We start from the raw sequence: 12,398 nt of genomic DNA on the forward strand, positions 1-12,398 counted from the left end.
TTTTTATCTGGGGCAACCACATTTTCTCAGACTACTGATTAAGTTCCCCATCATACAAAACTTGATAAGTATCTTAAATACTATGAAAAACTAAAAAGTCGGTCTTCCGACTTTTTGTGCGATACTCTTCTCAGACTATGATAAAATAGAGATGATTCGACAATCGCATTATTACATACAGAAAGAGATTTCAAATGGAAACTTACTACAAAGCCATTAACTGGAATGCCATCGAAGATGTCATCGACAAATCAACTTGGGAAAAGCTGACGGAGCAATTCTGGCTCGACACTCGTATCCCCTTGTCAAATGACCTTGACGACTGGAGAAAACTATCAAACAAGGAAAAAGACCTAGTAGGAAAAGTCTTTGGTGGTTTGACCCTTCTTGATACCATGCAATCTGAAACAGGTGTTCAGGCGCTTCGCTCAGACATCCGAACACCGCATGAGGAAGCTGTTTTCAACAACATCCAATTTATGGAATCTGTCCACGCAAAATCTTATTCATCTATCTTTTCTACCTTGAACACAAAGGCCGAGATTGAAGAAATTTTTGAATGGACTAACACCAACCCTTACCTACAAAGAAAAGCGGAAATTATCAACGAAATCTACCTCAATGGTACGCCTCTTGAAAAGAAGGTTGCCAGCGTCTTCCTTGAAACCTTCCTCTTCTACTCTGGTTTCTTCACACCCCTCTACTATCTTGGTAATAACAAACTTGCCAATGTTGCGGAAATTATCAAGTTGATTATCCGTGATGAATCTGTTCACGGAACCTACATCGGTTACAAATTCCAACTTGGTTTTAATGAATTACCTGAAGAAGAGCAAGAAAAACTCAAAGAATGGATGTACGACCTGCTCTATACCCTCTATGAGAACGAAGAAGGTTATACAGAAAGTCTCTATGACGGTGTTGGTTGGACTGAGGAAGTCAAAACCTTCCTTCGTTACAATGCTAATAAGGCCCTTATGAACCTAGGACAAGATCCACTCTTTCCAGATTCAGCTGATGATGTCAATCCTATCGTCATGAACGGAATTTCAACAGGAACTTCCAACCACGACTTCTTCTCTCAAGTTGGAAATGGTTACCTCCTTGGTGAAGTTGAAGCCATGCAAGACGAGGATTACAACTACGGTTTAGACTAATTTGGCCAATCATTCAAAATATCATGGTTTGTTTAATACAACCATGATATTTTTGTTTTTTGTTTTATTTTGTTTTTTTCTATTTGATATATTGAGCGTTTTATGGTAAGATAATGATAGTAGAAATTGAGGTGATAAGGATGCTGAAGCAAGAAAAGCTAGATAGTATTTTAGAAACAGTGAATACTAAAGGAACCATTACCGTAAAAGAAATCATGACGCGTCTGGATGTATCAGATATGACAGCTCGTCGCTACTTACAAGAATTGGCAGATAAAGATTTACTGGTCCGTGTGCATGGTGGTGCTGAAAAACTTCGTACAGGTTCTCTCTTAAACAACGAACGGTCAAACGTTGAAAAACAAGGATTACAGATTGCTGAAAAACAAGAAATTAGCCGTTTTGCAGGTCATTTGATTGACGAAGGTGAAACTATTTTTATCGGGCCAGGAACAACCTTAGAATGTTTTGCTCGTGAGCTCCCTATCGATAATATTCGTGTTGTAACAAACAGCCTTCCTGTTTTTCTCATCCTAAACGAACGAAAACTAACAGATTTGATTTTGATTGGTGGAAATTATCGCTCTATCACTGGAGCTTTTGTGGGAACACTTACCCTGCAGGATTTGACCAATCTTCAGTTTTCTAAAGCTTTTGTAAGCTGTAATGGTATTAAGGATAAGGCAATTGCTACTTTCAGTGAAGAAGAGGGCGAGGTACAACGAATCGCCTTGAACAATGCCAATAAAAAATACTTACTGGCAGACCACAGCAAGTTTAATAAGTTTGATTTTTACACTTTCTACAATATCTCAGAGATTGATACCATCGTTTCAGATGCCAAACTGAGTCAGGAAACATTTGAAGACCTGTCAAAACAAACAACCATTCTTTTATCAAAACCATAAAAATTCCCCTGCCTTTTGGTGGGGAATTTTTGTTGAATTTTATTCAATAAGTTGTGTCTCAGCTAGTTTCTTGTACCAGTGAGCTGATTTCTTTGGATAACGCTCCTGAGTTTCAAAATCAACATAGAAGAGACCGTAACGCTTTTCGTAACCATTTGACCAAGAAAAGACATCCATCAACGACCAGATAAAGTAGCCTTTGACATTGGCTCCATCAGAGATTGCATCTGCAATCACTTCCATATGTTTCTTAACATAATCAATCCGTCCATCATCGTAGACTGTCCCATCCACAAACTCATCTTTATATCCAAGACCATTCTCTGTGATGTAAATCTTCTTGTAATTTGGGTAATCTTTCTTTACGCGCATGATTTGATCATACAAACCTTGAGGATAGATAATCCAGTCCCAGTCCGTACGTGGTACATAATCAGGCGCCACTCGACGTCCAACTCCCTTAATCTGATATTTAGAGCTTCCTTTTTCACCCTTACCGTTATGAATGATTTCTGTTTCGCCATCAAAGGCTTGCATCCAATCACTCATGTAGTAGTTAATTCCAAGGAAGTCATTCAGGTCTTTTGCAGCTTCTAGGACTGCGAAGTCTTCTTCACGCAAATCTAAGCTTCCACCATTGACTGCTAAGATATGGTTGACACCTTCCATTGTTTCTTCGGAATATCGTCCTAGATAAGTCGCATCCAAAATAAATTTATTGTGAATGATATCTTCTAACTCGGCTGCACGAACATCTGCTGGATTATCTGGATCCAGAGGATACTTAGTAGGCAGTGCATGAACCACACCAATTTCACCCTTATATCCCTTATCCTTGAAAAATTTTACTGCACGCGCATGCGACACCATCATATTGTGATGAGATTGGAAGACTTTGGCAAGATTGTACTGGATACCTGGTGGAAATTTCCCAACCAAATATTGACCATCACCGATTGGTCCAATTTCATTGAATGTTGTCCAAAAGTTAACTTCAGGAAATTCTTCAAAACAGAAGGCCGCATAATCCACAAAGTGATCAATGTTTTCTCTATTCAGGAAATCTCCGTTTGAATGAAGTGCTTCTGGCGTGTCAAAGTGATGGAGAGTCACGAAGGGCTCAACATGCCTCTTGTGGCACTCTGCAAATAGATTATGATAGAACTCAACTCCCTTGGCATTGACTTTCCCGTAACCAGTTGGAAAGATACGTGACCAAGCGATTGAAATACGGATACCATTGACACCATACTCTTCTGCTAGTTTGAGGTCAACTGGGTATTTGTGGTAGAAATCACTGGCTGGCTCAGCAGTGTACCAATAGTTATCTTTGAGGTATTTGTCCCAGGCAACTGGTCCTTTACCATCAGTATTGGTAGCACCTTCTGCTTGATAGGCTGCTGTTGCCCCGCCAAAAATAAAGTCTTTTGGAAGTGTTTTTGTCATTTGATTCACCTTTCAAGAAATAGAAATGAGATGGAGATAGAGTTGGGAGGAATTCCTCCATCTCACTTCTTCGCTATTTACATTTTATTCTTCGAACTGCGCTTGAACAAAGGCAAGAGCGCCTTTTCCATCGCGAGTCAGTTTAATGTATTGGCCACCTTCTGTCTTGGCAAGTTTGATACCAAGTTTGTCGGTTTCGGCCTTCATGTCTTCAAAGTTTGAAGCAACTTGAGGAGCAAGGATAACCAGATCAAACTCAGGCAACATTTCACGGTGAGCTCCATAGCCACCAGCCGCTGCTTTAACAGGAACCTTGTACTCCTCAGCTGCCTTGTTTAGAGCATTTGCAAGGAGACCACTTGTACCTCCTCCTGCACAGAGAACGAGAACATTAGTTTCTTCTGTGATTGTGTTTTGCGCTGTTTCTACACCAGCTTTTTCAAGAATAGCATCTGCTTTGGCAGTATTGAAGTTTGCTGCTACTTTTTCTTTCAATTCATCATTGGCTTTACCTGAACGCTCTTCTTCAAGAATTTGTTCATCATAAACCTTGAGGAATGGATAGTAAATGGCTACGTCTACAAGAATTAACAAAGCAGCAAGTACAAATGACAAGAATTGGAAGTTTGTACCGAGAACAATACCGAGAGGACCTGGTGTTGTCCAAGGAAGGTTGGCAGTAAATGAGTTCATGCCAAGCGTTTCAATAAAGAATTTAAAGATCCATACGTTAGCAATTGGCGCAAAGATAAATGGAATAAAGAAAATCGGGTTCAATACAAGCGGTGCACCAAACAAGATTGGTTCATTTACACCAAAGAAAGTTGGCACTACTGAAGCACGTCCGATTGCACGATTTCGTTTTGATTTAGTTAACCACATGAACATGAATGGAACAACCAGTGTTGCACCTGTACCACCCATGGTAACAATAAACATTTGTGTACCTGAAGTAAGGATCTTGTCTGCATGCATCCCTTGTTGGAGAAGGTTCAAGTTGACTTCGGCATTTGCATAGGTAATAGCTGCGATTGCTGGTTCAACGATAGATGGACCATGGATACCAACAAACCAGAAGAAGGCAAAGGCACCAAAGATAATCGTAATACCTAGATAACCATCAGCAGCAGAGAATAACGGTGCAAAGAATTTACCGATTGATTCAGCTACGCTTGCACCAACAAAATGACGAGCTAGTAAATCGAGAGCATAAAGAGAAACCACTGATAGAGTGAATGGAATCACATCTTTAAAGACTTGTGAGATATTTGGTGGAACTTCGTCAGGCATACGAATAGTGACGTTGTTCTTAACACAAACCTTATAGATGGTTACAGTAACAAAGGCAGCAAGGAATGCTGAAAGCAAACCTTTTGTTCCAAGGAAACCTGTCGCAAAGCCACCTTCAATCGGATCAGCTGCTAACATCAACAAACCAACAATCGCAGCTAAAAGTGTTGACATATAGTTGATTTGGTTCGTTTTCTCCATGCTACGGTTTACTGAGTCGGTCAATGACTTAGCTGTTGTACCAGCTACCAAGAGAGCTAGAATCCCCATTGAATAGCTATAAGGTTTCATAAGGAGATTTACAACATCATCAGACCATTTAAAGCCCCATGAGTTTGGTACAAAAGCAATCAAGATAAAGATACTTGAGAAGAGAATAACTGGCATACCAGCAATGAAACCATCACGAATAGCGCGAAGGTAGATATTACGAGACAGTTTTTCAAAGAAAGGCTTTCCTTTCTCGATAAAAGAAATTAGTTTGTTCATTACTTAACTCCTCTCTTGTAGAGTTCGATTAAATGGTGCATCAAATCTTTTAACAAAATGGTAGTCATCAAGTGATCCTGACCGTGCATCATGGTTACACTATAAGCCAAATCTTCACCAGCTGCCTCCTTAGTCAAAAGGCTTGTTTGCGCGTGGTGTGCCTCCGCGATGCAACCACCAGCTTCCTCTACGAGAGTATCAGCTTTCGCAAAATCGCCAGCTTCAGCAGCCTTTAAAGCTTCCAATAGTTTTGATCGAGCATCGCCAGCATAGGCAACAATTTCAAAACCTAACAATGTTACTTCTTCTCTATTCATGATAGAATTCTCCTTATGTATTTTTAATTAAATTTTTATGACAATAAACGTTGGATATGTAGAACTAGATAAACTCGTTCACTTTTATACAAATCAAGACCCGTATGTTGCGTAATCACATCATAGATTTTGGAACCGATCTCAAATGCTTTTGGATAGGATTGTTTAATATGATCTTCCATATCCAGAAGTGATTGGTTATCATCTCTAGATCTGTCTAAATAATCCAAGAAATAATTCAAATGAATCATAAAGCGATCATAGAAATGATTATTCTCTTTGGTTCGTTGAATTGCATAACCCTTTAGCACTTCTTCAACATTCCTGAGAATTTCTTTCCTCTTATCAATCGACTCAACCACTTGAACTTCATTTTCACCTTCGGCATTAATGAAATGATAAGCGATCCGAATAATTTCATCCTCAGGGAAATGATCTGTCAACTTCTGACGATAGATTTCAAAGGCTTCCTTTGCGATTTGAAAAGCGACAGGATACTTAGTGGAAATATCTGGCAGATTACTATCCTTGTACCTTCCTTGTGCTAGAGCTTGGTAAGAGCAGTAAATATGATCTGTCAAGGTTACGTAGAGATACTCTTGAATCGGATAATGATATTTCTTTGATAGCTTATCAATGATTTCATAAGTCACTGTGATAAAATCAAGCGGAACATCTTTGAGGAGAGCCATAAAGTTTTCTCTTGACTCTTCGGTCTTCATCCGAAAGATTTTCTCAACCTGATTTTCAGCAATCAAATCCCCCTTCTTCTTTCCGAATGCAATCCCCTTACCAATTACAATCACCTCTTCTCCTTTGTCATTTCTGACAAGTGAAACATTGTGATTCATTGGGTTTAGAATTCGATACATGTCAACCTCCTTTTATCTCTTAAAGGTATATGAGTACAAAAAATGACCACAAATGAACTAGAAAATCCTTTGATTTCTAATCCACCTGTGATCATGCCTAATATTACTTAGTAACACTCACCTTGTATTAACTTGTGATTTAAGTATAGCACAAGTAAGTTTTTTTGTAAACCTTTACATTCAACTTTTTTTAAATTTTTTATTTAGATCAATGTTCCTAAGATTAGGGGGGAAAACTTATACACGTTCAGTCCATGAAGTTGCTGTTGTTTGAAGAACCTTGTTGAGTTCGTCAATGTTCTCAAATCCAGTTGTGCGTAGCCATTCACGAGCTGCTGCCTCACCGTCTTTGATGTAGGCTTCAACTGATCCAGCCCATGTTGCACGTCCACAAAGAACACCGTTGAAGTTTGCGCCTGATTCGTGGGCAAAGACAAGCGTTTCTTGGAAGAGTTTAGCTGATACACCCGCACTCAAGTAGATGTAAGGAAGATTTGTTGCTTCGTCTTGAGCTTTGAAGAAGGCTGCTGCTTCTTCGCGTGTATGAACGACTTCTCCATCACCAAAGCCTTCAACGTATTTCACATTGACTGGAACTTCCACTTTCAAAACATCGATGTTGAAGCGTGGGTCTGAGAAGACTTTCATAGCACCGATAACCTTGTGTGGCTTCACTTTTGCGTATTCTGCTGAACCTGCATCAGCAATCTTTTCATCGTAAGCCAAGATCTCAAGGAAGAAAGGAATGTCTTCTGCCACACACTCTGAACCGATGCGTTCGATATAGGCTTGTTTTTGTTGGTTGAGTTCATCAGAGCTGTCTACGTCATAGTAAAGCAAGAACTTGACAGCATCTGCACCTTGTTCTTTGATGCGTTTGGCAGACCAAACATCCAAGCAGTCAGGCAAGCGTTTAGTGCTAGTTGTGTCATAACCCGTTTTCTCATAAGCAAGGAGAAGACCAGCATTTGGTGCAAGAGCTTTTGTAGCTGGAAGACCATACTCTGGGTCAAGAAGCATAGAGGATGCGTATTTAGTCAATTCATCTGCTACCAATACTTTGAGTTCTTCCATTTGAGCGACTGTTGGCTCTTCTGTTTGGTATTGAGCCATAAGGCGTTTCAAAGCACCACGTTGGTCAAAGGCAAGAGCGGAGATAATGCCATTTTCATCTGAAAGTTTTTCTAAGCGTGCACGTTTTTGTTCTGTTAAAGCCATTTTATACCTCTTTTACTATTAATTGATCATATAAAGCTTGATAGTTGGCCATATTGACATGACCTGTCATCTTTTCTTGGGCATTGAGCATACCAAGGACATTGGCCTTGATGAGGAGTTCTTGATCAGATTCCTTATGAAGAAGACCTGATGAAATACCTGCAACAGTAGAATCTCCAGATCCGACAGGATTGACTACCTGAATTCTTGGAATATCTACTTTATAGAAAGTATCACCATGTTTTGCAAAAGCACCATTTGCACCAAGTGAAACGATAATCCACTCAATCCCTGCAAATAGAGGCTCTTGAAGAACTTCTTTTAATTCATCCAAATCCTCAGAAACTTCTTTCCCAAGAAGCTGAGACAATTCTTCGTTATTTGGTTTGATTACTGTTGGTTTATGTGGTGATTCAAGAACCTCCTGAAGGGCAGCACCTGAGCAATCCAGAACAACTGGTTTTCCTGCGCGATTAGCAAGTTCTACTAAGCTCGCATAGTAGTCAACTGGAAGGCCAGCTGGAAGACTACCTGAGATGGCTACTACTTCTACAGTGTCAAGAAGATTTTCGAAATGAGCCAAGAAATCTTGCCCTTCTTGTTCAAGAACTTCGGGACCTTTTTCAAGGATTTCTGTTTGGTTTTCACCGTGTAGAATAGCGATACAGTTACGAGTCTCTCCTTGAATGGAGAAGAAACGTTTCGTTACTTTATCGTCAATATGCTCTACTAAAAACTCACCAAGTTTACCACCGACCAAACCAGTAGCAGCAACAGAATCACCAAATTCTGAAAGAACTCGTGTAACATTGAGACCTTTACCACCAGCTGTCTTGGTCACGTCCACCACACGGTTGACAGTGTCAATTTTTAATTCATCCAAAGGATAAGAAATATCAATGGATGGATTCATTGTGACTGTTAAAATCATGCGTCACCTCTTAGTCGTGGTATTCACCGCGATCCCATTTTTCAAGGAATTCTGTAAAGAAGTTTGCATCTGCTTGATGAGCATTGTGAGTTTCAACGTGCTCAATTTTCGCAATCAATTTTTTGTTTTCTTCTGATGGTTTGTATTCAGCATTGATGAAAGCTTCAATGATGTCGCACATGAGCAATTCACCAGTGATTTTACCACCAAAACCAATAACATTGGCGTTCAATTGTTCTTTTGCATAAAGAGCTGTTGTCATATCACGAACCAAGGCAGAACGAACTCCTGGAACTTTATTTACAGCGTTGTTGATACCAACACCAGTACCACAGATACATACCCCAAGATCAGCTTGACCGCTTGTAACGGCTTCACCAACTTTTTTACCAAAGATTGGGTAGTGAGTACGTGTGTGGTCATAGGTACCAAAGTCGATGACTTCATATCCTTTTGATTTCAAAAATTCTGAAACCGCCATTTTTTCATCTGTTACGATGTGGTCACATCCAATTGCAATTCTCATTTTTATTTTACCTTTCTTACTGTAATCTAGTTAGCACATTTTGTTCAACATATCAACACGAATTTGGTGACGGCCACCGTCGTATTTGCCGTTAACAAAGCCTTTAGCAATATTTTTAGCCAATTCATCACCAACGATTTCTGCACCCATAGTGATCATACGTGAGTTGTTGTGTCCACGAGTCATATATGCTGAACGTTCATCTGAAACTTCTGCAGCAACCATTCCTTTGATTTTAGTTGCGACCATGAATGGACCAGCACCATAAGCATCAATCACGATACCAAGATTTTGTTCTTCTTTGTTTACTTCTGTAGCAACAGCAAGAGTCACATCAACAAAGTCTTGACCTTCAGCTGTAACATCCACAACGTGGAAGTTTTCTTTTTCCAAGAAGTCTTTCACAACTTCTTTCAATCTCAAACCTGCAGCATCTGCACCGATAACAATAGACATATTGTTTACTCCTTTTTATTATTCTAGGCTAGTAAAGACTTTTATAGCTAGCAGTTTACCTACAAAAGATTTTCTAGCAGTTTATTGACAAATTTGATTGAATGAGATGAATAACACCTTATCCAAGTCCAGGAAATCAATCTCCTGGAAACAAACTTTCTCCGTTAAAGAGAATATAACAAGCGATTATTTGTTTGTTACAAACATCATTTGTTGTTTACAAACATAATATACTCCTATTTTTAGAAAAAGTCAACACTTAATGTTTGTTTTTGTGTTTTATTTTTTAATCTAAAAGATTTCAATATCAAAGCCAATCTGATCGAATTGGCCTGGTTCCAAGAGCCGAACATTATTCTTATCTTCTAGATGATCTCCTTCTTCAAGGGATGTTGATAAGCCTGACCAAGGTTCAAAAGCGATGAAAGGTCCCTTATTCAAAGTTGACCAAATGATGAGATTTGAGAACTCTTGGAAGTGTACTTTTAATCCCTTCTCATACTTACGAGAACGGAGGGCAATTGTTCTAGATTGCAACTCATCCAAAGTCACTGCATCAACACGAAACAGATCGTAACTGAGATCCACTTCCTTTTGTGAATCCAACCATGGACTTCTATCTTGGAAGTCTAACATTCCTGTTTCTGGGAATGGACGCGGAACAGAGCAAGTCTCTTCTTTCTCAAACTCTAAATAGTAGTCTTCATAAGTTTCGCCATCTAGTAGAGGGCAATTAAATCCTGGATGTCCTCCTATAAAGAATGGCATTACTTTATTGGTTTCTTTATTGAAAATCTTGTATTGAGTACGAACTATCTTGCCAGTAACCTTATAAGTGATTTCAAGGCGGAAATGATAAGGATAGTTCTGATAAGTATTCTCATCATCTTCGATAGCAAAGGTTACGCTGTTTTCTGTTTGATCAACTAATTCAAATTCTTTTTTGCGAACCAAACCATGTCGAGGAATAGTTCCTTTCGTCTCAGGTCCATCTGCGTGACTGTAGAAGGCTGTATCCTCTCTTAAAGAACCACAGATTGGAAAAAGTACAGGAGCTTGCCCACTCCAATAGGTGGCATCTCCTTGCCACAAGTACTCAACGCCATCTCGATCCTTGATTGACGACAAGGCACCACCAAAAGTTTTAAATTGGACCGTCAATTGCTCTGATTTTATTTCAATTACCATTATTTTCTCCGATTTCTTGATAGTTTATAAAAAACTAGGCTGTCACTCCCCATTAGGAAACTGACAACCTAGTTTTCACAATTTACATTTTATAGGAGCGAATTATTTAGCATTTGCTGCGTATTCTTCATTACGTTTAATCATTTGTTTTCTATACCAAGCAAAGATACCTACATAGAATACAAGGAAGACTACTGCACCAAGGATTGCTTTGATATCACCTGTTGTGGCATTACCAATTGCCCAACCAAGAAGTTTTTCGATTGGTCCTTCAAGAGTTGAGTGAGTAATCAATTGAGTTTGACTCACACCTTCTGGGAAGGCACCTACACCTTTAGCAAGTTCAGTTGCAAATGGTGCAATAAGTGTACCTGAAAGAAGGAAGAGTGGCAACAAGAGAGTTCCAAAGATAATCATACGGAGCAATTTACCACGAGTAACTACCAAGAGAGCTGGAGTTACACCCATTGCGATGATACCTGCAAGTGGCAAGATACCATTTCCGACTTTAGAAAGAAGTACAGCTTCTACTAGCATGATTGGAGCAAGTACGTTGGCACAAGCCCAGATTTCAGCACGACCAGCGATGAAAGGCCAGTCAAGACCGATGTTGAATTTACGTCCTTGAAGACGTTTAGTAGCAACGTTTGTAATACCTTGTGAAAGTGGTTCTACGGCTGCGATGAACCAAGATCCGATAAGTGAAAAGAGCTCCAAGCTGACACCGGCAGTCAAACCAAGGCTCAACCAACCTTTAATAACAAGTTCCCAAGATGCTGCTTCTTCTACTCCAGCAACTGGATGTGGAGTTCCCATCAAACCGATAACGATACCAAGAATGAAACCGATGAAGAATTTAGATCCCCAGAAACCGATTTTTTTGTTCAATTTTGCAGCGTCAAAGTCGTATTTATCAAGACCAGGCAATACTTTATCAAAAATCTTATCCAAAACCATGATAACTGGGTTCATCATGTAGTTCATGTGAGTTGAAGTCATTGGAGATGAACTTGGTGCGTTAAGAAGGTCGTCGAATGTTGGTTTCATCAAGTCAGAGTTGATGATTTTCAAAATACCTACAAGGACAACTGCTGCAGTTGCGATGAAAAGTGAAACCCCTTGGCTAACTCCATTGTTGTCTGCGTACCATTTGATCAAAAGACCAGTGATTGACAAGTGCCAGATATCGAAGATATCAACGTCAAGTGTATCTGTTTTCTTCATTGCAAGCATCACAACGTTGACAATCAACATCACAAGCAAGAAGTAAAGTGTCCAAGCAGATCCCCAAGTGATGGTAGCAAGTGGTGCCCAACCAACGTCAGTGATGTTCAATTGAATACCAGTATTTTCAACGAATTTCGCAAGTGATGCTGAGAAAGCTCCATTGAGCATACCGATGATGGCACCGATACCAGTAAGGGCGATGGCAAGTTTGATACCACCTTCAAGCGCTTTGGAGAATTTCACTCCAAAAAGTAGGGCCAATACTGTCAAAATGATCAGCATGATGATAGGGCCACCCATAGCCAAGATAGGTTTGAAGATATCGTTGGCCAGATTGATAATGACATCCATAATAGTTCCTCCCGTTTTTCTA

12 protein-coding genes are annotated in these 12,398 nt (G+C 39.7%); 2 read left to right on the forward strand and 10 right to left on the reverse strand.

Going from position 1 to position 12,398, the window contains the following annotated elements:
* Positions 1-194: 194 nt before the first annotated feature.
* Together nrdF and EKB01_RS02975 are read left to right on the forward strand one after the other, a co-directional pair.
* Complete coding sequence (gene nrdF, locus EKB01_RS02970; protein WP_000451379.1) at positions 195-1,157, forward strand: class 1b ribonucleoside-diphosphate reductase subunit beta; 963 nt, start codon at positions 195-197, stop codon at positions 1,155-1,157.
* Positions 1,158-1,297: 140 nt separating this feature from the next.
* Positions 1,298-2,065: a DeoR/GlpR family DNA-binding transcription regulator gene (locus EKB01_RS02975; RefSeq protein WP_167265631.1), complete on the forward strand. Its 768-nt coding sequence runs from the start codon at positions 1,298-1,300 to the stop codon at positions 2,063-2,065.
* A gap of 39 nt (positions 2,066-2,104) precedes the next feature.
* Here the strand turns inward: EKB01_RS02975 and lacG are convergent, their stop codons facing one another.
* The 10 genes from lacG to EKB01_RS03025 form a co-directional block, all read right to left on the reverse strand.
* Positions 2,105-3,511: a 6-phospho-beta-galactosidase gene (gene lacG, locus EKB01_RS02980; RefSeq protein WP_167265633.1), complete on the reverse strand. Its 1,407-nt coding sequence runs from the start codon at positions 3,509-3,511 to the stop codon at positions 2,105-2,107.
* An 84-nt stretch (positions 3,512-3,595) separates the two neighbouring features.
* The gene (locus EKB01_RS02985; protein WP_167265635.1) at positions 3,596-5,290 is read right to left on the reverse strand and encodes a lactose-specific PTS transporter subunit EIIC; all 1,695 of its coding nucleotides are present in this window, start codon (positions 5,288-5,290) and stop codon (positions 3,596-3,598) included.
* Positions 5,290-5,607, reverse strand: a complete 318-nt coding sequence (locus EKB01_RS02990; RefSeq protein WP_001078327.1) for a PTS lactose/cellobiose transporter subunit IIA — start codon at positions 5,605-5,607, stop codon at positions 5,290-5,292. Before EKB01_RS02990 ends, EKB01_RS02985 begins: the two co-directional genes overlap by 1 nt.
* Positions 5,608-5,642: 35 nt before the next feature.
* Positions 5,643-6,479 carry a transcription antiterminator gene (locus EKB01_RS02995; RefSeq protein ID WP_167265637.1) on the reverse strand — a complete coding sequence of 279 codons (837 nt, stop codon included), beginning with the start codon at positions 6,477-6,479 and terminating at the stop codon, positions 5,643-5,645.
* Between the two features lie 237 nt (positions 6,480-6,716).
* Positions 6,717-7,697, reverse strand: coding sequence for a tagatose-bisphosphate aldolase (gene lacD / locus EKB01_RS03000; RefSeq protein WP_125328014.1), 981 nt, complete (start codon positions 7,695-7,697; stop codon positions 6,717-6,719).
* Between the two features lies 1 nt (position 7,698).
* On the reverse strand, positions 7,699-8,628 hold the full coding sequence (locus tag EKB01_RS03005; protein ID WP_125854051.1) for a tagatose-6-phosphate kinase: 930 nt from the start codon (positions 8,626-8,628) through the stop codon (positions 7,699-7,701).
* A 10-nt stretch (positions 8,629-8,638) separates the two neighbouring features.
* On the reverse strand, positions 8,639-9,154 hold the full coding sequence (gene lacB / locus EKB01_RS03010; protein ID WP_001216921.1) for a galactose-6-phosphate isomerase subunit LacB: 516 nt from the start codon (positions 9,152-9,154) through the stop codon (positions 8,639-8,641).
* Between the two features lie 30 nt (positions 9,155-9,184).
* Complete coding sequence (gene lacA, locus EKB01_RS03015) at positions 9,185-9,610, reverse strand: galactose-6-phosphate isomerase subunit LacA (protein WP_084873018.1); 426 nt, start codon at positions 9,608-9,610, stop codon at positions 9,185-9,187.
* Between the two features lie 291 nt (positions 9,611-9,901).
* Positions 9,902-10,798: an aldose 1-epimerase family protein gene (locus EKB01_RS03020; RefSeq protein WP_167265639.1), complete on the reverse strand. Its 897-nt coding sequence runs from the start codon at positions 10,796-10,798 to the stop codon at positions 9,902-9,904.
* Between the two features lie 102 nt (positions 10,799-10,900).
* Entirely contained in the window at positions 10,901-12,376 is a 1,476-nt protein-coding gene (locus tag EKB01_RS03025) for a PTS galactitol transporter subunit IIC (RefSeq protein WP_000382525.1), read from the reverse strand.
* Positions 12,377-12,398 lie beyond the last annotated feature (22 nt).

Origin of the sequence: Streptococcus sp. CCUG 71758, assembly GCF_011714815.1 — a bacterium.
GTDB classification, from domain to species: Bacteria; Bacillota; Bacilli; order Lactobacillales; family Streptococcaceae; genus Streptococcus; species Streptococcus halitosis.

What these genes read in the sequence shown, in the direction of transcription:
- EKB01_RS03020 (WP_167265639.1), bottom strand. Translation starts at nt 10,798, where the DNA reads ATGGTAATTGAAATAAAATCAGAGCAATTGACGGTCCAATTTAAAACT.
- lacA (WP_084873018.1), bottom strand. Translation starts at nt 9,610, where the DNA reads ATGTCTATTGTTATCGGTGCAGATGCTGCAGGTTTGAGATTGAAAGAA.
- EKB01_RS02995 (WP_167265637.1), bottom strand. Translation starts at nt 6,479, where the DNA reads ATGTATCGAATTCTAAACCCAATGAATCACAATGTTTCACTTGTCAGA.
- EKB01_RS03025 (WP_000382525.1), bottom strand. Translation starts at nt 12,376, where the DNA reads ATGGATGTCATTATCAATCTGGCCAACGATATCTTCAAACCTATCTTG.
- nrdF (WP_000451379.1), top strand. Translation starts at nt 195, where the DNA reads ATGGAAACTTACTACAAAGCCATTAACTGGAATGCCATCGAAGATGTC.
- EKB01_RS03005 (WP_125854051.1), bottom strand. Translation starts at nt 8,628, where the DNA reads ATGATTTTAACAGTCACAATGAATCCATCCATTGATATTTCTTATCCT.
- lacD (WP_125328014.1), bottom strand. Translation starts at nt 7,697, where the DNA reads ATGGCTTTAACAGAACAAAAACGTGCACGCTTAGAAAAACTTTCAGAT.
- lacG (WP_167265633.1), bottom strand. Translation starts at nt 3,511, where the DNA reads ATGACAAAAACACTTCCAAAAGACTTTATTTTTGGCGGGGCAACAGCA.
- EKB01_RS02990 (WP_001078327.1), bottom strand. Translation starts at nt 5,607, where the DNA reads ATGAATAGAGAAGAAGTAACATTGTTAGGTTTTGAAATTGTTGCCTAT.
- lacB (WP_001216921.1), bottom strand. Translation starts at nt 9,154, where the DNA reads ATGAGAATTGCAATTGGATGTGACCACATCGTAACAGATGAAAAAATG.
- EKB01_RS02975 (WP_167265631.1), top strand. Translation starts at nt 1,298, where the DNA reads ATGCTGAAGCAAGAAAAGCTAGATAGTATTTTAGAAACAGTGAATACT.
- EKB01_RS02985 (WP_167265635.1), bottom strand. Translation starts at nt 5,290, where the DNA reads ATGAACAAACTAATTTCTTTTATCGAGAAAGGAAAGCCTTTCTTTGAA.